This window comes from Pantoea sp. B566 (assembly GCF_024793925.1).
Lineage (GTDB): Bacteria > Pseudomonadota > Gammaproteobacteria > Enterobacterales > Enterobacteriaceae > Pantoea > Pantoea ananatis.
Genome location: NZ_JANUQL010000003.1, coordinates 4,190,891 through 4,210,240 on the forward strand (window position 1 = coordinate 4,190,891; position 19,350 = coordinate 4,210,240).

20 protein-coding genes are annotated in these 19,350 nt (G+C 56.2%); 12 read left to right on the forward strand and 8 right to left on the reverse strand.

The genetic code is table 11. The features are described 5' to 3' along the window. Positions 1–14: 14 nt before the first annotated feature. The 6 genes from moaB (at position 15) to NYE92_RS21245 (ending at position 3,830) form a co-directional block, all read left to right on the forward strand. Positions 15–530, forward strand: coding sequence for a molybdenum cofactor biosynthesis protein B (moaB, locus tag NYE92_RS21220; protein ID WP_259019412.1), 516 nt, complete (start codon positions 15–17; stop codon positions 528–530). A 2-nt stretch (positions 531–532) separates the two neighbouring features. Then, positions 533–1,018 (forward strand): cyclic pyranopterin monophosphate synthase MoaC, encoded by a 486-nt coding sequence (gene moaC / locus NYE92_RS21225; protein ID WP_014593226.1) that lies wholly within the window; start codon positions 533–535, stop codon positions 1,016–1,018. Next, the gene (moaD, locus tag NYE92_RS21230) at positions 1,011–1,256 is read left to right on the forward strand and encodes a molybdopterin synthase sulfur carrier subunit (RefSeq protein WP_064373432.1); all 246 of its coding nucleotides are present in this window, start codon (positions 1,011–1,013) and stop codon (positions 1,254–1,256) included. The genes moaC and moaD overlap by 8 nt, the downstream gene beginning before the upstream one ends. Next, entirely contained in the window at positions 1,257–1,709 is a 453-nt protein-coding gene (moaE, locus tag NYE92_RS21235; RefSeq protein ID WP_013025113.1) for a molybdopterin synthase catalytic subunit MoaE, read from the forward strand. A gap of 223 nt (positions 1,710–1,932) precedes the next feature. Then, positions 1,933–3,027 carry a DUF1615 domain-containing protein gene (locus tag NYE92_RS21240; RefSeq protein ID WP_259019413.1) on the forward strand — a complete coding sequence of 365 codons (1,095 nt, stop codon included), beginning with the start codon at positions 1,933–1,935 and terminating at the stop codon, positions 3,025–3,027. Between the two features lie 95 nt (positions 3,028–3,122). Beyond that, the gene (locus NYE92_RS21245; protein ID WP_014593230.1) at positions 3,123–3,830 is read left to right on the forward strand and encodes a Bax inhibitor-1/YccA family protein; all 708 of its coding nucleotides are present in this window, start codon (positions 3,123–3,125) and stop codon (positions 3,828–3,830) included. Positions 3,831–3,871: 41 nt separating this feature from the next. Here NYE92_RS21245 and NYE92_RS21250 read toward each other — a convergent pair whose 3' ends face one another. From NYE92_RS21250 to NYE92_RS21260, 3 genes are read right to left on the reverse strand one after another with little or no spacing between them, the layout of a single operon-like run. Continuing rightward, positions 3,872–4,837 (reverse strand): lysylphosphatidylglycerol synthase domain-containing protein, encoded by a 966-nt coding sequence (locus NYE92_RS21250; protein WP_014593231.1) that lies wholly within the window; start codon positions 4,835–4,837, stop codon positions 3,872–3,874. Next, positions 4,837–6,081: a cardiolipin synthase ClsB gene (clsB, locus tag NYE92_RS21255; protein WP_014606268.1), complete on the reverse strand. Its 1,245-nt coding sequence runs from the start codon at positions 6,079–6,081 to the stop codon at positions 4,837–4,839. Before clsB ends, NYE92_RS21250 begins: the two co-directional genes overlap by 1 nt. Then, the gene (locus NYE92_RS21260; RefSeq protein WP_228225295.1) at positions 6,078–6,839 is read right to left on the reverse strand and encodes an endonuclease/exonuclease/phosphatase family protein; all 762 of its coding nucleotides are present in this window, start codon (positions 6,837–6,839) and stop codon (positions 6,078–6,080) included. The genes clsB and NYE92_RS21260 overlap by 4 nt, the downstream gene beginning before the upstream one ends. 177 nt (positions 6,840–7,016) lie before the next feature. On the opposite strand from NYE92_RS21260, the gene NYE92_RS21265 reads away from it, so the two are divergent. The 3 genes from NYE92_RS21265 to dusC all read left to right on the forward strand — a co-directional run bounded on the left by NYE92_RS21265 (position 7,017) and on the right by dusC (position 9,971). Continuing rightward, positions 7,017–7,409: a YbhQ family protein gene (locus NYE92_RS21265; protein ID WP_013025119.1), complete on the forward strand. Its 393-nt coding sequence runs from the start codon at positions 7,017–7,019 to the stop codon at positions 7,407–7,409. Between the two features lie 223 nt (positions 7,410–7,632). Further along, the gene (gene rhlE / locus NYE92_RS21270) at positions 7,633–8,982 is read left to right on the forward strand and encodes an ATP-dependent RNA helicase RhlE (protein ID WP_014593234.1); all 1,350 of its coding nucleotides are present in this window, start codon (positions 7,633–7,635) and stop codon (positions 8,980–8,982) included. Between the two features lie 2 nt (positions 8,983–8,984). Beyond that, entirely contained in the window at positions 8,985–9,971 is a 987-nt protein-coding gene (gene dusC / locus NYE92_RS21275) for a tRNA dihydrouridine(16) synthase DusC (RefSeq protein WP_014593235.1), read from the forward strand. A gap of 29 nt (positions 9,972–10,000) precedes the next feature. Here dusC and ppk2 read toward each other — a convergent pair whose 3' ends face one another. Both ppk2 and NYE92_RS21285 read right to left on the reverse strand, forming a co-directional pair. Beyond that, complete coding sequence (gene ppk2, locus NYE92_RS21280; protein WP_104933274.1) at positions 10,001–10,918, reverse strand: polyphosphate kinase 2; 918 nt, start codon at positions 10,916–10,918, stop codon at positions 10,001–10,003. Positions 10,919–10,932: 14 nt separating this feature from the next. Then, positions 10,933–12,537: an inorganic phosphate transporter gene (locus tag NYE92_RS21285; RefSeq protein ID WP_014606264.1), complete on the reverse strand. Its 1,605-nt coding sequence runs from the start codon at positions 12,535–12,537 to the stop codon at positions 10,933–10,935. Between the two features lie 163 nt (positions 12,538–12,700). On the opposite strand from NYE92_RS21285, the gene NYE92_RS21290 reads away from it, so the two are divergent. Continuing rightward, positions 12,701–13,723 carry a transporter gene (locus NYE92_RS21290; RefSeq protein ID WP_259019414.1) on the forward strand — a complete coding sequence of 341 codons (1,023 nt, stop codon included), beginning with the start codon at positions 12,701–12,703 and terminating at the stop codon, positions 13,721–13,723. A gap of 94 nt (positions 13,724–13,817) precedes the next feature. On the opposite strand, the gene NYE92_RS21295 is transcribed toward NYE92_RS21290, so the two are convergent. Both NYE92_RS21295 and NYE92_RS21300 read right to left on the reverse strand, forming a co-directional pair. Continuing rightward, positions 13,818–14,969 carry a L,D-transpeptidase family protein gene (locus NYE92_RS21295; RefSeq protein WP_259019415.1) on the reverse strand — a complete coding sequence of 384 codons (1,152 nt, stop codon included), beginning with the start codon at positions 14,967–14,969 and terminating at the stop codon, positions 13,818–13,820. Between the two features lie 196 nt (positions 14,970–15,165). Next, positions 15,166–16,980, reverse strand: coding sequence for a glycoside hydrolase family 15 protein (locus NYE92_RS21300; protein ID WP_259019416.1), 1,815 nt, complete (start codon positions 16,978–16,980; stop codon positions 15,166–15,168). Positions 16,981–17,136: 156 nt separating this feature from the next. Here NYE92_RS21300 and NYE92_RS21305 point away from each other — a divergent pair, with 156 nt between their 5' ends. Then, entirely contained in the window at positions 17,137–17,910 is a 774-nt protein-coding gene (locus NYE92_RS21305) for an SDR family oxidoreductase (RefSeq protein ID WP_014606261.1), read from the forward strand. Here the strand turns inward: NYE92_RS21305 and NYE92_RS21310 are convergent. Next, positions 17,904–18,485: a DedA family protein gene (locus tag NYE92_RS21310; RefSeq protein ID WP_014593240.1), complete on the reverse strand. Its 582-nt coding sequence runs from the start codon at positions 18,483–18,485 to the stop codon at positions 17,904–17,906. The two genes, NYE92_RS21305 and NYE92_RS21310, sit on opposite strands and share 7 nt — an antisense overlap. Before the next feature lie 207 nt (positions 18,486–18,692). Here NYE92_RS21310 and NYE92_RS21315 point away from each other — a divergent pair, with 207 nt between their 5' ends. Further along, the gene (locus NYE92_RS21315) at positions 18,693–19,280 is read left to right on the forward strand and encodes a Yip1 family protein (protein WP_013025130.1); all 588 of its coding nucleotides are present in this window, start codon (positions 18,693–18,695) and stop codon (positions 19,278–19,280) included. The last annotated feature ends 70 nt before the right edge of the window (positions 19,281–19,350 follow it).

Genomic DNA, 19,350 nt, shown 5'->3' on the forward strand with positions numbered 1-19,350 from the left:
TTGCAGGAGCAAATATGGGTAAACCAGCCAGCGCGTTTCAACCGTTACAGCTTGCCACGCTGACGGTCTCAGACAGCCGTGATGCCAGTAATGATACGTCCGGGGATTATCTGCGTGAGGCCGCGGCCGAAGCCGGACACAGCGTCATCGACCACGCCATCGTGCCCGACAATCTTTACCGCATTCGCGCCATTGTCTCACGCTGGATTGCCAGCGAGGATGTGCAGGTGGTTATCGTCAACGGCGGCACCGGCTTTAACCTGAAAAACAACACCCCTGAGGCGCTCCTGCCGCTGTTCGATCGGGAAATCGAAGGCTTTGGCGAGCTGTTTCGCATGATTTCCTATGAAGACATCGGCGGTTCGACGTTACAGTCCCGCGCGGTCGCCGGTCTGGCAAACCAGACGTTAATTTTCGCGGTTCCCGGCTCGACATCGGCCTGTACCAGCGCCTGGGAGCGCATCATCGCCGAGCAACTGGATGCCCGTACGCGTCCCTGCAACTTTGTTACCCATTTAAAGAAGCTTTGAGCATGTCACAACTTACCCACATTAACGCCGCTGGCGAAGCCCATATGGTGGATGTTTCCGCTAAAAACGACACCGTGCGCGAGGCACAGGCTGAAGTGCTGGTGCTGATGAAGCCGGAAACCTTACAGATGATTATTGAGGGCAGTCACCACAAAGGTGACGTGTTCGCGACGGCGCGCATCGCCGGTATTCAGGCGGCAAAACGCACGTGGGAGCTGATTCCCCTTTGCCATCCGCTGATGCTGAGCAAAGTGGAAGTCGCGCTGGTGGCTGAGCCAGCGTGGAACCGGGTACGCATTACGTCACTGTGTCGGCTCACCGGGAAAACCGGGGTAGAAATGGAAGCCCTGACGGCGGCCTCCGTAGCCGCGCTGACCATCTATGACATGTGCAAGGCGGTACAAAAAGACATTGTCATCGACCAACTACGCCTGCTGCATAAAAGCGGCGGCAAAAGCGGCGATTTTCAGGCGGTTGCCCATGATTAAGGTGCTGTTTTTTGCTCAGGTGCGGGAACTGGTGGGCACCGATTCGCTCACCCTGGCTCCGGATTACCCCGATGTGGCGGCGCTGCGGGCTGCTCTGGCGCAGCGGGGCGAACGCTGGGCGTTGGCCTTGGACAGCGAACGTTTACTCGCCGCAGTTAACCAGACGCTCACCGCACTTCATCATCCCCTAAAGGACGGCGATGAAGTGGCCTTTTTTCCGCCGGTGACGGGAGGATAAATGGACACGCAAATTCGGGTGGGCCCGGCTGCCTTTGATATGGCTCAGGAGTACCAGTGGCTGGCAGGATGTCCAGAAGACGGCGCTGTGGTGACCTTTACCGGCAAAGTGCGCAATCATAATCTGGGAGATGATGTGGCGGCCCTGACGCTGGAGCATTATCCCGGCATGACGGAAAAGGCGCTGCAGGAAATCATTGATGACGCACGCCAGCGCTGGCCGCTGCAGCGGGTTTCCGTGATTCACCGCATTGGTGAACTCTTCCCCGGCGATGAAATTGTGTTTGTTGGCGTCACCAGCGCACACCGCAGCAGCGCGTTTGCCGCCGCGGAGTTTATTATGGACTACCTGAAAACCCGCGCTCCGTTCTGGAAACGTGAAACCACCGAACAGGGCGACCGCTGGGTGGATGCGCGCAACAGCGATCATGAGGCCGCTCAGCGCTGGGATTAGGGGCGAGCGTTGCGCTGCGGGGGCAAACCGGATCTTTCCCTACGCGTGCTCGCCGCCGCCCTCGTCGCGTTGCAACGGCATCACGTCACCGTCCAGCGCGTTGACATCACCGATCCCTTTTCCGCCAGTTGCGCGAAAAGCGATAACCTGAGTTCAGATAATCCACCCTGCTCCGCGAAGCGGGGCAGTGTTAAGCTACTCTTTTTCCCCTCAGAGGACAGGTATGTCATTCACTTCTTTACCCAAACGCCTGACGCTGCTTGCCGTGCTGATCCTGGCGGGCTGTAGCAGTAAAAAAACGCCGGAAGCGCCTGCAAAGCAGCCTGAGGATGTAAAAGCGCAGATCCAACGCCTGCTGCCTGCCAACGTCAGTAACAAATCAGGCTGGGCGGAGGATATCTATACCTCATTCCGCACCCAGGGGCTTGAGGCCAGCGACAGCAACCTGTGCGCGGCCATTGCCGTAGCGGGACAGGAGTCGGGTTTTGACGCCAGCGGTAACGTGCCCGGCATGTCAAAAATCGCCTGGGACGAGATTGACCGCCGCGCGGCGAAGGTTCACGTGCCGGCGTTTTTAGTGCGCACAGCGCTGCTCATCAAATCCAGCAACGGCGAAAGCTATGCCGCGCGGCTGGATAAAGCCAAAAGTGAAAAAGACCTGAGCGATATTTTCGACGACTTTATCGAGATGGTGCCCATGGGGCAGACATTGTTTGGCAACCTTAACCCCGTGCATACCGGCGGGCCGATGCAGGTGAGCATCGCGTTTGCCGAAGCCCATGCCAAAGGCTACCCATGGCCGGTTGACGGCTCCATCCGCCGTGAGGTCTTCACCCGCCATGGCGGCGTTTATTTCGGCACGATGCACCTGCTCGGTTATCCCACCGATTACAGCAAGCCACTTTACCGCTTTGCGGACTATAACGCGGGCTGGTACGCCAGCCGCAATGCCGCTTTCCAGGCGGCAGTCTCTCGTGCGACAGGCATGAAACTGGCGCTGGATGGCGATCTCATTCAGTACGGCTCAGACAAGGCGGGATCGACGGAGCTGGCGGTGCGCACCCTGGCGAAACGCCTGGATATGAGCAACAGCGAAATTCGCGACGATCTTGAGCAGGGCGAAAAGGCCGAATTCAGCAACAGCGACGTGTGGAAGCAGGTCTTTGCGCTGGCAGATAAAATGGCCGGACGGCGCCTGCCCCGTGAAATGTTGCCAGGCATTAAGCTTGAAAGTCCTAAAATCACCCGCAATTTAACCACCGCGTGGTTCGCTCAGCGCGTGGACGGTCGTTATCAGCAGTGCATGTCACGTCAATAAGCACGGCGTTGTGGCGCAGTTGAACAGAGCTGTGCCACACTTAACCAGGCTCCCCTGTCAGGGGAATAACCCATTTGTTCAACAAGAGGTGCATCATGGACCGATATCCACAAAATGATTCAATAGTTCAGCCTGCATCTCGCGGGTTGCAGGCTTACATGGCACAGGTTTATGGCTGGATGACCTGTGGTTTATTACTCACCGCGTTTGTCTCCTGGTTTGCCGCCCGCACGCCGGCGGTGATGGAGCTGGTGTTTGCAAACCGCATTACCTTCTTCGGCCTGATTATCGTGCAGCTGGCGCTGGTGTTCTTCCTCTCTGGCATGGTCCATCGCCTGAGCGGTGCCGTAGCGACCGGGTTATTTATGCTCTACTCGGCCCTGACCGGGTTAACCATGGCCAGCATCTTCCTGGTGTACACCTATTCCTCCATTGCCAGTACGTTCTTTGTCACGGCGGGGATGTTTGGTGCCATGAGCTTCTATGGCTATACCACCAAGCGCGATCTGAGCCGCCTGGGCAGCCTGCTGTTTATGGCGCTGATCGGTATTCTGCTGGCATCGCTGGTGAACTTCTGGCTGAAAAGCCCGGCGTTGATGTGGGCGATTACCTACATTGGCGTGGTGGTGTTTGTGGGCCTGACGGCCTATGACACGCAGAAACTGAAAAACATTGGCGAGCAGATTGATGCGCGCGACACGGAAAACCTGCGTCGCTACTCGATCATGGGCGCGCTGACGCTCTACCTTGACTTCATCAACCTGTTCCTGATGCTGCTGCGTATTTTCGGCAATCGCCGCTAAAAAACGGGCTGCTCTGGTTTGCCAGAGCAGCCGCTCCCCGGTTACGACTTCTGCAGTTTCTGTTCGTTTTTATGCCGCATATGCTTAGCGCGACTCTCCAGCCCCAGGTACAGCACCAGCGCCAGCAGCAGGGGCAAAATAAAGTAGAGCACCCGGTAGGCCAGCAGTGCGGCAATAATGGTACCGTGAGAGAGATCTTCGCCGCTCAACAGCGCTAAAAACACCGCCTCAAGCACGCCAATCCCCGCCGGAATATGAATAATCACGCCAGCGATACTGCTGATCAATAAAACCCCCAGCACCATCGGATAGCCCACATCCCGGCCCAGTAGCAACCAGATAATGGTGCCCATCACCATCCAGTTGGCACAGGAAACGGCAAACTGAAACAGCGCCATACGTAATGAAGGCAGCTGTAACGTCTGGCCTTTGACCGTCCAGCGGCGACGTTTTGAAAAGGCACAGGACCAGAGGTAGAAGGCGACCAGCACCAGCAAGACAACCCCGATCAGCCGTAGCGTGGTTTCGCCAATAAACCAGCCGCTGGGAATGGAAACCATGCCCGCGCTGAAGACGACGCCCGCCAGCAGGATATAGCCCAGCCAGTTGGTGGCAATGCTGAGTGAGAAAATGCGCGTAATGGTACCGCTGTCCAGGCCAAGGCGTGAATACAGTCGATAGCGCATGGCCACGCCGCCAACCCAGGTACTGAGGGTCAGGTTAAAGGCATAGCAGATAAACGACACCAGCATCACCTGGCGCCTGGCCAGTTTATGACCGCAGTAGGCGCGACCGATCAGGTCGTAACAGCCATACACGAGGTAGCTGACGATCACCAGGCCTGCGGCGGTCAGCACCACGAAACGGTTGTAGTTGACGATAACTTTATAGACGTCATCCCAGTTCACCTTGCGTGCATAGATGACCAGCAGCACAATGACGGCCACGAAAAACAGGCCGGTGAGTATTTTTTTTGCCAGTTTCCAGCGCGGATGCGTGTTTGCCATCAGGATTTCGCTCCTTCATTGTTGGCTTCGACGCGATCTTGCGTCTCCATTTCAGGCTGCACGGGCGGGTCAACCTGGGCCAGTTTTGGCGTGTGTGCCGGCAGCCAGCCGGCGATTGCAGGAAAGTGGCGCAGGAAGTGGAACACTACGACGCTTTTCGACAACTGCCACCAGTTACGCGGCGGCAGTTTATCCTCCTGAACGCGCTGGCAATCTTCTGCCAGTAAATGCTCAAGATTGTCGCGTAATGTCTCATTAAAGTGGCGATCGTGAATGATCAGGTTCGCTTCGAGGTTTAGCGACAAACTTAAGGGATCGAGGTTGCTGGAGCCGACCGTCGCCCACTGCTGATCTTTCACCGCCACTTTACCGTGCAGCGGACGACGGCAGTATTCGTAGACCTCCACGCCAGCATCCACCAGATAGTTATAGAGCAGCTCTGCGCCCACTTTCACAATCGGCATATCGGGCTCGCCCTGCACAATCAAACGCACCCGAACCCCGCGCTGTGCCGCATTGCGCATTTCCCGCAACAGTCGGTAGCCGGGGAAAAAATAGGCATTCGCGATAATCACGTCCTGTTTGGCACTGCGCAGCATATCCAGATAGTGCTGTTCAATATCGTCCCGGTGATCATCATTATCGCGATACACGAAGAGCACCTGCGCGTCGCCGGGCAGGGCGTTCTTAGCCGGACGATGTGAGCGCTGTCCCCACCAGCGGCGGGTGGTGGCCTGACTGCCGATTGCCTCTTGCAGGTAGCGGGTAATATCCGCCACTACCGGCCCTTTCACCTCAACGGTGTAATCCTGTTTGGCTTCAGGGCCATAGTCGGTGTAGTGCTCGGCGGAGAAATTAATCCCGCCGACAAAGGCGATAACCCCGTCAACTACCACGGTCTTGCGATGCAGGCGGCGAAAGACGTTGGTACGCATGCCCATCACCAGCGGACGCGGATCGTAGTAAATAAAACGGACGCCCGCCTGGGTAAGGCTGTTCACAAAGTCGTCTGACAGCTCCGACGATCCGTAACCATCCACCATCATTTCAACTTTGACGCCGCGCTGTGCTGCGGCCAGCAACTCGCGGTGTAAAGCGTTACCGACATCGTCTTCAAACAGGATAAAGGTTTCCAACAGCACACTGCGCTCGGCACGCTGAATTGCGCCAAAAACCCGGGGGAAAAACGTATCCCCGTTTTCCAGCAGGCGCAGTTTATTGCCGTTTTGCCAGTCAAAATTCATAGATGGATCTCCACCGCCAGCGGCGCGTGATCGGAAAGGTGTGACCAGGGTTTACGCGGCAGCGCCCAGGGATGACTCACCGTGGCGTTGCGAACATAAATACGATCCAGTCGTAGAAGAGGAAAGCGGGCCGGGAAGGTGCGTGCCGGTCGACCATGTTTGATGCTGAATACCTCTTTTAGCCCGGCCCCTTTTTGCAGGATTTTATTAGCGCGTCCCTGCCAGTCGTTAAAATCGCCAGCCACCACCACGGGCGCATCCGGCGGCAGGGCCAGCACCATCTCGTTCAGCATTGCCATTTGGGCGCGACGGTGGGCCGCTTTCAGACCCAGGTGAACGCAGATAACGTGCAGCGGACCGTAGGGCGCGGGGAGCGTAATCTGGCAGTGCAGCATGCCCCGGTTTTCACTACCGGCCACCGAGACATCGCGGTTCTGATATTCGGCAATGGGAAAGCGCGACAGCACGGCATTGCCGTGGTGTCCTTCCGGATAGACTGCGTTACGCCCATAGGCAAAATCATTCCACATGGTGTCAGCCAGAAACTCGTAATGTGAGGTATTGGGCCAGTTTTCATGTTGCAGAGGATGGATGTCATGTGTTCCCATCACCTCCTGCAACAAGACGATATCTGCCGACGTTGCGCGTACGGCTTCGCGCAATTCTGGCAAGATGAAGCGTCGGTTAAACGGGGCAAAACCTTTATGGGTATTGATCGTCAGGACTTTAAATGAAAATCCTTGCTGGATTTGTGGCATACTCGCGACGCGCTCCTTTTCATCTTCATCAACCACAAAGTGTAGTCTTTGTCACAAATGGAGGGTGAAGAAGAGGAATAAATAAGGCGTTATCTGATATTTGCTTTACATTGATGAAACCGTCCCTGGCCGGATCCGGTTGCATTCAGGCAACCCGCCAGGTCTGCAGGAGAAAAAATGAAATTGTCTAATCGCTTTCAAATTATTACCGGTCAAACCTGGGCCCATATCGCTATGCACCTGCTGGTGATTGCCGCGCTGGTATGGGGCTGGAAACACAAAGCACTGGTCGAAGTGTGCAGTACCCTGGTGGTGACGTATGCAGGGGTGTTTATCGCCATGCTGATCACGCAGCGTAGTGCCCGTTTGCGTACCCTCGGTGATTACCTCGAAGAGGCGACGACCACCTACTACTTCGGCGCTGCGATGATGACGCTGTTCCTGGTCTCTCGCATTTTCCACAACAATCTGCTGCTGGCCAGCCTGGGCATGGTTATGCTACTGGGCCCGGCACTGGTTTCTCTGCTGGCCAAAGAGCCTGCACGACGCATTGAGAAAAAACGCAGTTAACTGAACCGTCCGATAACCAAAGCCACCGTAAGGTGGCTTTGTTGTTTAGGCCGTTTGTAATCAATTGTGAGCTATCTCGCACAGGAACGTTAAAGCTGTTACACTCCGCCGCTTATGCATCGTAGTTTGCACCCTTTTCACGCGTCAGCGTCAGCTGGCGTCACTATCCCTCTGAAAACTACACCGTGAAACACGGTCAGAGTGGACCGGAGTAATACTCGTCATGTCTTTTGACTCTCTCGGCCTGAGTGCCGATATTTTGCGTGCGGTTGCTGAGCAAGGCTACAGCGAACCGACTCCTATCCAGCGCCAGGCGATTCCTGTGGTGCTGTCCGGCCGCGATCTGCTGGCAAGTGCGCAGACCGGCACCGGCAAAACGGCCGGATTCACGCTGCCTTTACTACAGAAGCTGTCGGCGAATACCGGCGCAGTACGTGGACGTCGTCCGGTGCGTGCGCTGATCCTCACGCCTACCCGTGAACTGGCCGCTCAGGTCGGGGAAAACGTTGTTGAATACAGTAAGTATTTACCGCTTCGTTCGCTGGTGGTGTTTGGTGGTGTCAGCATTAACCCGCAGATGATGAAGCTGCGCGGCGGGGTCGATATTCTGGTGGCAACACCGGGCCGTTTACTGGACCTGGTCCATCAGAACGCCGTTGACCTCTCTCAGGTGGAAGTGCTGGTTCTGGATGAGGCCGATCGTATGCTCGATATGGGCTTCATCCACGATATTCGCCGTGTGCTGGCAAAACTGCCTGCCAAACGTCAGAACCTGCTGTTCTCTGCCACCTTCTCGGACGAGATTAAAACCCTGGCAGAAAAACTGCTGCATAACCCGGAGCAGGTGGAAGTGGCACGCCGCAACACCGCTTCGGAGCAGGTTTCTCAACAGGTGCATTTTGTTGATAAGAAACGCAAACGGGAACTGCTGTCGCAGCTGATCGGCGAAGGTAACTGGCAGCAGGTGCTGGTGTTTACCCGAACCAAGCATGGGGCTAACCACCTTGCAGAACAGTTGGGTAAAGACGGTATTACCGCTGCGGCGATTCACGGCAATAAGAGTCAGGGTGCACGTACGCGCGCACTGGCTGATTTTAAATCCGGCGCAATTCGCGTGCTGGTGGCCACCGATATCGCGGCCCGTGGCCTGGATATTGAAGAACTCCCACACGTCGTAAACTATGAGCTGCCAAACGTAGCGGAAGACTATGTGCATCGTATTGGTCGTACCGGCCGTGCGGCGGCAACCGGCGTCGCACTGTCACTGGTGTGCGTGGATGAACACAAACTGCTGCGCGATATTGAACGTCTGCTTAAGCGTGAAATTCCGCGTCTGGCCGTACCTGGCTATGAGCCGGATCCAAGCATCAAAGCGGAACCTATCGTGAATGGCCGTCAGTCACAGCAGCCACGCGGCCGTGGTCGCAGCCAGGGCGGACAGGGTGCAGGCGCTGCGCGTCCGCAAGGGGACAAGCGTTCACAGCCCCGTCGTCAGGGACCGGCAGCGGGCCCGTCTGACAAGCCAGCCGCGCGTCCACGTCGCCCAGCGCCTAAGCGTAGCGGAAACGCCTGACAATGCGGGTTTTACTGGCACCGATGGAAGGCGTACTGGATTCTCTGGTGCGCCAGCTGTTAACGGAGGTCAACGACTACGATCTGTGCATTACAGAATTTTTGCGCGTCGTGGATCAACTCTTGCCGGTAAAATCCTTTTATCGACTCTGCCCTGAACTGCACCATGCCAGCCGCACGCCCTCGGGCACGCTGGTCCGTCTGCAACTGCTGGGGCAGCATCCGGACTGGCTGGCGGAAAACGCCGCACGAGCGGTTACTCTGGGCTCCTGGGGCGTTGATCTGAACTGTGGTTGTCCGTCAAAGCTGGTCAACGGCAGCGGCGGCGGTGCCACGCTGTTAAAAGATCCCGATTTAATCTATCGCGCGGCAAAAGCCATGCGGGCAGCAGTACCGGCTTCGTTGCCCGTCACGGTGAAGGTGCGGCTGGGATGGGATTCCAGCGCGCGCAGTATGGAAATTGCGGATGCGGTACAGCAGGCCGGTGCCAGCGAGCTGGTGGTGCATGGTCGAACCAAAGAAGACGGTTATCGTGCCGAGGCGATCAACTGGCAGGCCATCGGCGACATCCGTCAGCGCCTACGTATTCCGGTTATCGCGAATGGCGAGATCTGGGACTGGCAAACGGCCCAGGACTGCCTGCGGACCACCGGTTGTGATGCCGTGATGATTGGCCGAGGCGCGCTTAACGTGCCTAACCTGAGTCGGGTCATCAAATACAATGACGCGCCCATGCCCTGGCCGGAGGTGGTGGCGCTGTTACAGAAATATACCCGGCTGGAAAAACAGGGCGATACCGGCATGTACCATGTTGCCCGTATCAAACAGTGGCTCGGGTATTTACGTAAAGCCTACGTTGAAGCCGGTGAGCTGTTCGGTGAAATTCGCGCGTTAAAATCATCCCAGGATATCGCCACGGCCATCGACCGTTATGCCCGGTTGCAAGAGCAGGCCAGCTCTGAAGCCTTCAGTGTGGTGAAAACCGGTTAGCGCAGCGTCCTGCCGCGCTTGGCTTGCCATTAATACTTTTCAGGCACGATCATCGTGTCCGGCACGTCATTACGGCGGTAATCCTGCGACCGTTCACGCGGTGGCAAAATAATTTCATCATGCGTAGCGTCTTCATACGGCACCTGTTGCAAGAGGTGGCTGATGCAGTTCAGTCGCGCACGCTTTTTATCCACGCCCTGCACGACCCACCAGGGCGCATCCGGGATATGGGTCCGGCTCAGCATCTCTTCTTTGGCTTCGGTATAATCTTCCCAGCGGCGGCGACTTTCCAGGTCCATCGGGCTGAGTTTCCACTGCTTCAGCGGATCGTGAATACGGCTCAAAAAGCGCAGTTCCTGCTCCTCGTCCGTAATGGAAAACCAGTATTTGATGATTTGAATACCGCTGCGGGTCAGCATTTTTTCAAATTCCGGCACGCTGCGATAGAACTCCTCGACGTCAGCCTCACTGCAAAAGCCCATCACCCGTTCCACGCCCGCCCGGTTGTACCAGCTTCGGTCGAACAGCACCATTTCCCCGGCGGCGGGCAGATGAGCAATGTAACGCTGGAAATACCACTGGGTTTTTTCGCGGTCGTTAGGTGCTGGCAGGGCGGCAACCCGGCAGGTGCGCGGGTTAAGGCGTTGCGTGATGCGTTTGATAACACCGCCTTTACCGGCGGCGTCGCGGCCTTCGAACAGAATGACCAGCCGATGGCCGGTGCGCATCACCCAGTCCTGAAGCTTAACCAGTTCGCCCTGCAGGTGCAGCAGTTCGCGAAAATAGCGACGACGCCAGGCCTTCTCATCATTCCCGTCAGGCGTGGTCTCGCCAAAACGCAGGTCGTCGAGTTCCATCTCCAGTTCTTCATCGTAGCTGTCGTAGAACTCCTGTAACAGACGCTGATTAAATGTATCCCGGTTGAAGCTGTTATCGTGTGTTGCCATAACGAATCACCTGGTCAGATGTGGATAAACAGCCCGTAGAGCAGGGCAGAAAGTAAGACTGAAACCGGCAGCGTCAATATCCAGGCCACTGCCAGATTCCGCAGCGTGGACATTTGCAGGCCTGATCGGTTCGCCGCCATGGTGCCTGCCACACCCGAGGAGAGAACGTGTGTGGTGGACACGGGCAAACCGAATGCGTCGGCCGCACCGATGGTCACCATCGCCACCAGTTCGGCGCTGGCACCCTGCGCATAGGTCAGATGGGTTTTACCGATACGTTCCCCCACGGTGACCACAATGCGACGCCAGCCCACCATTGTGCCCAGCCCCAGTGCAATCGCCACGACCACCTTCACCCAGACAGGAATAAAGCGCGTAGCGCTGTCCAGCTCGGTTTTCACGGCGGTTAAATTGCGTTCAGTGTCGTCCGGCAGGGCAACGTGGGCGCTTTGCAAATGTTTAATGGACTCCGACGCGAGGTACATTTGATTGCGCGTGTTGCTCACGGATTGCGCCGGGATATTTTCCATCGAGCCGTAGCGGCGGATCTGTTCGCCCACGTCGTGCAGCGTCATCGCCAGGGCCGGCAGCACGTTGGCATTCATTTTTTCGCTGCTGACAAACGCGGTTAACACGTCCCGTGGGGCCGGTGCGGGCGTGGTGGCAGGCTGAATGTGCAGGAGCTGGCGCGCCGTGACGTCGGTCAGGGCGGCCACGCGCGGGATCTGATCGGGCGGCAGGGAACGGTTCAGGGCATAGGCGATCGGCATGGTGCCGACCAGGATCAGCATGATGAGCCCCATGCCTTTTTGTCCGTCATTCGATCCATGGGCAAAAGAGACGCCGGTACAGGTCAGAATCAGCAGTCCACGGATCCAGACGGGCGGCGGCTCGTTGCTCTGCGGGGCCTGATAAAGCTGACGGTTACGAATAAACAGCTTCATCGTCCACAGCAGCAGGGCGGCGCAGACAAACCCCACCACCGGCGACAGCAGAAGGGCATAACCGACTTTCAGCGCCTGCTCCCAGTCAACGCCGCTCAGCCCGCTGCGGCCGTGCAGCATGGCATTGGCAACGCCCACTCCGATGATCGAGCCAATCAAGGTGTGCGAGGAGGAGGAGGGCAGGCCAAGATACCAGGTGCCCAGGTTCCAGATAATGGCCGAGAAGAGCAGGGCATAAATCATGGCAAAACCGTTGCCGCTGCTGGCCTGCAATATCAGTTCGACGGGCAGCAACGAAATAATCCCAAACGCCACCACACCGCTGGAGAGCATCACGCCAAGGAAATTGCAGAATCCCGACCAGACCACGGCAACACCGGGCGTCAGAGAGTGGGTATAGATGACCGTCGCGACCGCATTTGCGGTATCGTGAAAACCGTTTACAAACTCAAAGCCCAGCGCAATCAGCAGCGCGAGGCCCAATAAAAAGAAGGGTAAGTAACTGGTGACCGGCGTGTTGGTTTTTTCTACGTCATGAAACAGGTTAAATCCGGCAAAGGCCAGACCGGCGATCAGCAGAAGAAAGAAAATCGGTTTTGTGAAGCGGCTACCTTTGCCATTGAAATCGGGTCGTCCATGAGTCGGGCCTGAAGAGGGTAAACTGTTTTCGCTCATGCAAAACCTCATAGCGGATGCAGATGCGGATTTACATCTGTTTCACGCTGTGTGATACCCGCTTTTTGTGACAAAAAAATGATCTGCGCCGTGAGAGGTCATTTTGCTGTAACAAAACTTCAGCAGGCTGAACCTCTTTATTAATGATGCTGACAGGATAGCCATGGCGACAGACGTTGTTCTTACCCCACAAAAACGTGATTTTGATGATGATGTGGCAGGACTCATTCATGGTTATCTCTTTTCTCCCGATGCCCTTCCTGTTCGCCTGAATGCCCGTGAAGCAGTTAAACTCGGTGAGCATCTTCCTGATGACGGCTTTCTCTGGCTGCATATCAATCTGAACCATGCCCGCGCGCAGCACTGGGTGCAGAGTCATTTTCAGGTGGATGATGACTTCTTCGATGAAATTCACTCGGCCTCGCCGCGAACCCGGCTGGCGGAGCAAAGTAGCGCGTTGCTGGCGGTACTCAACGACGTCACGCTTAACCAGGAGAACCGCAGTACGCAAAATGCGACGCTGTGGATATGGTGCCGGCGTAACCTGGTGGTCAGCGCACGTTATCGCCCGTCAGTGATGATTGAAAAGATGCAGCAGAGGTTAGCCCGGCATAGCTTTCCCAGTGCAGAGGCTTTGTTGCTTTATCTGCTTGGTGAGCAGGAGTCGCAACTGGAACAGGTCGTGCGGCGCATCAGTCAGGTGGTCGATAACATTGAAGAGCGCCTCTTAAGCCCCGCCATTAAAGCTAATCGCAGCGAGCTGGGGCACTACCGGCTCATGCTGTTGCGGATTCAGCGCCTCCTGGCACCTGAACCGGCGGCGCTGTTTCGCTTGCTCAACCGACCTCCGGCCAGGCTCAACCACGACACGCTCCGCGAGCTGCGGGCGTTTACCGAAGAGTTCAGCGTGGTGCTCAACGATCTCGCCAGCCTGATGGAGCGCATCCGGCTGTTGCAGGAAGAGATTGCAGCGCGTCTGATGGAACAGAGTAACCGCACGCTCTACCTGTTAACCGTGATAACCGTTCTGGCACTGCCAATTAATATTGTGGCGGGATTTTTTGGCATGAATGTAGGCGGTATTCCGCTGGCAGCGAATCCGCACGGGTTTTTACTGCTGGTGCTGATCGTGCTCGCGTTTACCCTGCTGGCGGGCTGGCTGGCCTTGCGAAGGCCCAGCGTGTAGAGGCTGCACCCGGTGACAAAGCCTGTAAAGGGCACAAAAAAAAAGCCAGCCCGGTTAACCGGCACTGGCTTTTTACCCCGTTAAGGATCAGACCTTACAGATTACCATTGCTTGCTGGCGCAGGCTGTGACGGCTGCACAGGCTGCACAGGCTGCGAAGGCTGAACCTGCGGCTGCTGTTCTGCCGGTTGCGACTGCTGAGGCTCAGGCTGCACAGCGACCGGATTCGTTGGCTGTGACATCACCGGCGTCATCGGCTCTTCCTTCGGCTCGGCGTCTTCGCCTTCGGTTACCTGAACAGGCGCGGGCACCACGTTGTTTTCTGGCGCGTTAACCTGTACGGGCATACCGGAGCGGTTCTGAATCGCTTTATCAACCTGAGACTGGTTGATGCTGCCGTCTACCAGAACTTTGCCAACGGCCTGGGTCAGCGTAATTGGCACCAGCTCACGAGAGTTAAACTGCTCTTCCGTGGTCGAGAGCGGATTGTGCACTTCCATCCAGCGTGAACCGTCTGGCTCAACCGAGGCTTTCACAGGCTGGTTGATAAACTGCACGCGCGTGCCAACCGGCACATGATCGAACAGCCATTTGATGTCGTCGGCACGTAAGCGCACGCAACCGTGGCTGACCCGCAGGCCAATACCGAAGTTAGCGTTGGTGCCGTGAATGGCATACAGACGACCGATATAGAGCGCATACAGCCCCATCGGGTTATCCGGACCAGCCGGGAACACGGCAGGCAGGTTTTCACCACGTGAAGCGTACTCCGCGTGCATCGCTTTCGTTGGCGTCCACGTCGGACCATCTTTTTTACGCTGAACAGTGGTGGTCCAGTTCAGCGGCGTGTCTTTACCCAGTTCACCGATACCGATAGGCAGTACAACCACCGTTTTGGTGCCTTTCGGATAGTAGTAAAGACGCATTTCAGCACTGTTGATCACAATGCCTTCACGCGGCGCGTCAGGTAACAGTAACTGCTGTGGGATAATCAGTTTGCTGCCAGGTTTTGGCAGATAAACGTCAACGCCCGGGTTGGCTTCCAGCATATTGCTGAGGCCCATTTGGAACTGAGCTGCAAAAGCTTCCAGAGGTAATTTGCTGTCCTCGGGAATGGTAATTTCAATATTTTGCCCGGTCAGACGGCTGTTTGCCGGCGGTAACGGGTAAACAACAGCAAGGGCTGACTGACTGAATGCCGCCAAAGCCAATGCAAGTGAAGCGAACGCGCGAATGCTTTTTTTCATATTTTACAAGTCTTTATCGCCATGTTTCAGGCTTGTCAATGTATCGAACCCATGCTGGTCACTATGACCTGCTGCGCATTATATGTTCATTAAACTGATGTTGTGAATCAGGATTTTAACCGCTTTAAAATACTTTACCTGACTCGCCTGCGTTATCTGCCTTTGTTCTTTACCAATTTGGGCGAAAAACAGCCCATTATGGCTGCCAAAGCGTGACGTCCCCGTTTAGCTTACGGTTCAGGAAAAACGCGGCGCTGATCAACGCAAGATGCGTCAACGTCTGGGGCGTATTTCCCAGTGCCTGCCCATGACTGTCAAACTCTTCCGCATACAAACCCAACGGATTAGCGTAGCTCAGTAATTTCTCGAACTCAAAATGTGCCTCGCGAATGCGTCCGGCACGCGCCAGACATTCCACATACCAGAACGAGCAGGCACCAAAGGAGCCCTCTGCGCCCGTTAGCCCATCAGCTGGCGTTTCGTGAATGTTATAACGACGTACCATGCCGTCGCTCACCAGGTTCACCTGGATGGCATCCAGCGTTGCGATCCAGTCCGGATCGGTGGCGCCCACAAAACGCACCAGCGGCATCAGCAGCATGGAGGCATCAAGGTGTTCACCGTGGCGGGTCGAAACAAAATGCCCGCGTTCACTGTTCCAGAAATTCTTCCAGATATCATCGCGGATCTCGCGACGGGTTTTGTCCCAGCGATCGTAAGGCATCGGCAGTGAACGCTTCATTGCCAGCCGCAGGCCCCGATCCAGAGCGACCCAACACATTAAACGTGAGTGAAGGAAGTGCTCCGGCTCGCCGCGCATTTCCCAGATGCCGGCATCGGGCTGATGCCAGTTATCGCACAGCCAGTCCAGCATTTCTGACACATGATTCCAGCCCCGCTGAGAAATGGCCTCGCCGTATTTGTTGGACAGGTAGATGGCATCCATCAGTTCGCCATAAATATCTAGCTGTTTTTGCCGCCAGGCATCGTTACCAATGCGCACCGGACTGGAGTTGGCATAGCCGGACAGGTTAAGCAGCGACATCTCCTGAAGATCCGTACTGCTGTCCAGGCGGTACATCACCTGCAGCCGCATTTCATCGTGGTGGCTGTTTTCTACACAGCGACCGACCCATTCCGTAAAGTGCTTGGCTTCGTCCACGTAACCCAGCCGCATCAGGGCGTACATGCTGAATGAGGCATCCCGTATCCAGGAGGCGCGGTAATCCCAGTTGCGCTCGCCGCCCAGCTCCTCGGGCAGGCCAAAGGTGGCAGCCGCGGCGATGGAGCCGTGTTGCCAGGAGGTCAGCAGCTTAAGAACCAGCGCAGAGCGTTGTACCATCTCCTGCCAGCGACCGTGATAGGTGCTGCGGCTGCTCCATTCCCGCCAGTAGCTCAGCGTTTCTTCAAAGCAGTTGGCGGTGGCCAGCTTTTCGATGTGGGCATCCTGTACGCTGCCAAATTCGAATTCGGCATGTTCACCGGCTTTAAGCTCAAAACTGGCGGTGGCGTGATTGCCTTCCAGCGTCATCACCACCGTTGCCGCCAGGCGCAGCGAGGGCTGATCGGTGGCGTGAAAATCAATACAGCCCCGCTGTACCTCTGCGCGGGTGTCCGCCCGGGCGTAATCATGGCGCGGGGAGCACACCATATTAAAGCGTGCCCGGCCCCGAACCATCTTTACCCGACGGATGATACGCGGCAGTTTATCCTGCCGGTCGCAAATCGGCATGTAGTCGGTGATCTCGGCGACGCCTTCTTCGGCCAGCCAGCGGGTCTGCAGGATGTTGGTATCAGGCAGATAGATTTGCTGGCGACGGGCGTTTTGCCAGTCGGGTGCCAGGGAAAACAGGCCGGCCTCGTCGCTGTCCAGCAGGGCGGAAAACACCGATGGGCTGTCCAGTTCCGGCCAGCAGAGATAATCGATAGTGCCATCGTTTGCGACCAGGGCGCAGGTGCGTAAATCGCCTATTACGCCATGGTCGTCAATCTTACGTTTAACCTTACTCATCGGTTTCTCCCTGTCAGTGTCAGCCTTAACTATAGCCAGGTGCCTTCATCGCGCTGTGTTCTGACACAGATCGTTAATCCGGGCGCCGGGCCGTCCGCAAACGGCACAATTTTCATTGCGGTATATACTTTTCATACACTTCCAGAGGAGACCGTCATGACTACACCACAACGAAAAGTTGCAATCGTTACCGCGTCGGATTCAGGCATTGGCAGTCGTTGTGCTGAAATGTTAGCAGAGCAGGGGTTTGATATTGGCATCACCTGGCGATCTGATGAGGAAGGCGCACAGCGCACGGCAAAACGGGTGGCGGAGATTGGGCAGCGAGCTGAGACGATCCAGCTCGACCTGGCCGATCCGCCCGCAGGGGGCAAGGTGCTGCAGCAGCTTATAGACAAGCTGGGCCGCATTGATGTTCTGGTCAACAATGCCGGGGCGAATTTCAAAGCGGACTTTATGGACGTGACCTGGGAAGACTGGCGTAAGACATTTAGCGTAGATGTGGATGGCGTGTTTATCTGCGGCCAGGTTGCGGCACGCAACATGATCAAGCAGGGGCAGGGCGGACGTATCATCAACATCACCTCCGTGCATGAACACACTCCGCTGCCGGGTTCCGTTGCCTACACCGCGGCCAAACATGCGGCAGGCGGGCTGACTAAATCGATGGCCTTGAGTTTGCTGCCCCACAATATTCTGGTGAATGCCGTGGCGCCAGGCGCGATCGCCACGCCGATGAACAAAATGACCGATGGCGATGCGCACAAGGTCAAAATGCCTGAGATCCCTGCGGGTCGTCCAGGAGATACGCACGAAATTGCCAGCATGGTGGCCTGGCTGAGCTCTGAATGGGCCACCTATACCACCGGCCAGTCATTTATCATCGATGGCGGCTTTATGCTGGCAAATCCCCAGTTCAAGGGTTACTGATCGTCGGCCCGGCGGTTATTCCAGTGGCGAATGGCCCAGCGAACCCCAAAGGCAAAGAGCACGGCGGCAGCCAGCCACAGCAGATGTTTAAAGTGCTGATCAAGCTTGTGCAGCCAGGGGGCAATGATTCCGCCAGCAAAATAGCCGAGTGTCACAAACAGCAGTGACCATAATGCCGCCCCAATGATGTTAAGCGCCAGAAACTTCAGCGGATTGAGGCGGCTTGCCCCAATGATAATGGGACCAATCAGGCGAAAGCCGTACATAAAGCGCGCGCCGATCACGAACAGGCTGGGACGCCGCTTAATCAGGCGGTTAGCTTTAACAATTTTGTCCTGATGTTTTTTAAACCGCCGCAGGATGCCTGTACCAAAGCGCCGGCCAATCCAGAAGAGCAGCTGGTCGCCCAGAATGCCGCCTGCCATCGCCGCCAGTACCACACCCGCGTAATGCAGTAATCCTTCATGCGCGGCTACGCCGCCCAGCAACAGAAATGTTTCCCCTTCGGCAATACAGCCGATAAACAGTGCAAGATAGCCGTACTGCGTAATTAATGCGTTGATATCCAAATGCAAGGTGCACTTCCTGTGTGAAGAAATTTCTTTCAGTTTATACCTGATTCGTTAAGCCATCCGTTTAAGCGTTAATCAGCGATCTTTTTCGCTGTTTTTTTGCGCAGGCCCCACAGAAGTTGCCTTGCCGTTTATACTGTAAGCAATGCTGCCCTTACGTGGATGCTGCATCAAAACGGGGTAGCCCAACGGCATCAGAGGAGTAAGCGTATGAACCATGTCTGGGGTTTGTTAGCGCATCCTAATCAGGAAATGCGCAATATCAAGCAAGAGAACGAAACGGTTTCGCACCATTACACTCATCACGTTCTGCTGATGGCAGCCATTCCGGTTATTTGCGCCATAATCGGCACCACGAACTCAGGCTGGAATCTGGGTGAAGGGCAGTATGTACAATTGAATTTCCTGACAGCACTGGGCCTGGGTATTCTGTTTTATCTGTTGATTCTGGGCGGTGTGGCGGTGATGGGACGCGTTATTCACTGGATGGCGCGTGACTACCCGCAGCGCCCTGGCGTTGAACGCTGTACGGTGTTTGCGGGCTATGTGGCTACGCCGCTGTTTTTAAGCGGACTCGTGGCACTTTATCCGCTGGTATGGCTGTGCGTATTAGCGGGTGCGCTGGCGCTGCTGTATACCGGCTATCTGCTGTACGTGGGCATCCCGCTGTTTCTGAACATTGACCGGGATGAAAGCCTGCGTTTTTCCAGTTCCACTCTGGCCATCGGCGTGCTGGTATTTGAAGTGTTGCTGGCCTTAACCGTGATTCTGTGGGGCTATGGCCCGCACCTGTTTTAACGTGCCGTTGCCGCCTGCAGGGCGGCAACATCTTTTTAACGCTCAGAAACAATCTCACCAGGATAATTTT

What these genes read in the sequence shown, in the direction of transcription:
- NYE92_RS21305 (WP_014606261.1), top strand. Translation starts at nt 17,137, where the DNA reads ATGACTACACCACAACGAAAAGTTGCAATCGTTACCGCGTCGGATTCA.
- NYE92_RS21285 (WP_014606264.1), bottom strand. Translation starts at nt 12,537, where the DNA reads ATGAGCGAAAACAGTTTACCCTCTTCAGGCCCGACTCATGGACGACCC.
- NYE92_RS21295 (WP_259019415.1), bottom strand. Translation starts at nt 14,969, where the DNA reads ATGAAAAAAAGCATTCGCGCGTTCGCTTCACTTGCATTGGCTTTGGCG.
- NYE92_RS21315 (WP_013025130.1), top strand. Translation starts at nt 18,693, where the DNA reads ATGAACCATGTCTGGGGTTTGTTAGCGCATCCTAATCAGGAAATGCGC.
- moaD (WP_064373432.1), top strand. Translation starts at nt 1,011, where the DNA reads ATGATTAAGGTGCTGTTTTTTGCTCAGGTGCGGGAACTGGTGGGCACC.
- NYE92_RS21290 (WP_259019414.1), top strand. Translation starts at nt 12,701, where the DNA reads ATGGCGACAGACGTTGTTCTTACCCCACAAAAACGTGATTTTGATGAT.
- NYE92_RS21260 (WP_228225295.1), bottom strand. Translation starts at nt 6,839, where the DNA reads ATGCCACAAATCCAGCAAGGATTTTCATTTAAAGTCCTGACGATCAAT.
- clsB (WP_014606268.1), bottom strand. Translation starts at nt 6,081, where the DNA reads ATGAATTTTGACTGGCAAAACGGCAATAAACTGCGCCTGCTGGAAAAC.
- NYE92_RS21300 (WP_259019416.1), bottom strand. Translation starts at nt 16,980, where the DNA reads ATGAGTAAGGTTAAACGTAAGATTGACGACCATGGCGTAATAGGCGAT.
- NYE92_RS21250 (WP_014593231.1), bottom strand. Translation starts at nt 4,837, where the DNA reads ATGGCAAACACGCATCCGCGCTGGAAACTGGCAAAAAAAATACTCACC.
- moaB (WP_259019412.1), top strand. Translation starts at nt 15, where the DNA reads ATGGGTAAACCAGCCAGCGCGTTTCAACCGTTACAGCTTGCCACGCTG.
- NYE92_RS21265 (WP_013025119.1), top strand. Translation starts at nt 7,017, where the DNA reads ATGAAATTGTCTAATCGCTTTCAAATTATTACCGGTCAAACCTGGGCC.
- moaC (WP_014593226.1), top strand. Translation starts at nt 533, where the DNA reads ATGTCACAACTTACCCACATTAACGCCGCTGGCGAAGCCCATATGGTG.
- dusC (WP_014593235.1), top strand. Translation starts at nt 8,985, where the DNA reads ATGCGGGTTTTACTGGCACCGATGGAAGGCGTACTGGATTCTCTGGTG.
- ppk2 (WP_104933274.1), bottom strand. Translation starts at nt 10,918, where the DNA reads ATGGCAACACACGATAACAGCTTCAACCGGGATACATTTAATCAGCGT.
- NYE92_RS21245 (WP_014593230.1), top strand. Translation starts at nt 3,123, where the DNA reads ATGGACCGATATCCACAAAATGATTCAATAGTTCAGCCTGCATCTCGC.
- rhlE (WP_014593234.1), top strand. Translation starts at nt 7,633, where the DNA reads ATGTCTTTTGACTCTCTCGGCCTGAGTGCCGATATTTTGCGTGCGGTT.
- moaE (WP_013025113.1), top strand. Translation starts at nt 1,257, where the DNA reads ATGGACACGCAAATTCGGGTGGGCCCGGCTGCCTTTGATATGGCTCAG.
- NYE92_RS21240 (WP_259019413.1), top strand. Translation starts at nt 1,933, where the DNA reads ATGTCATTCACTTCTTTACCCAAACGCCTGACGCTGCTTGCCGTGCTG.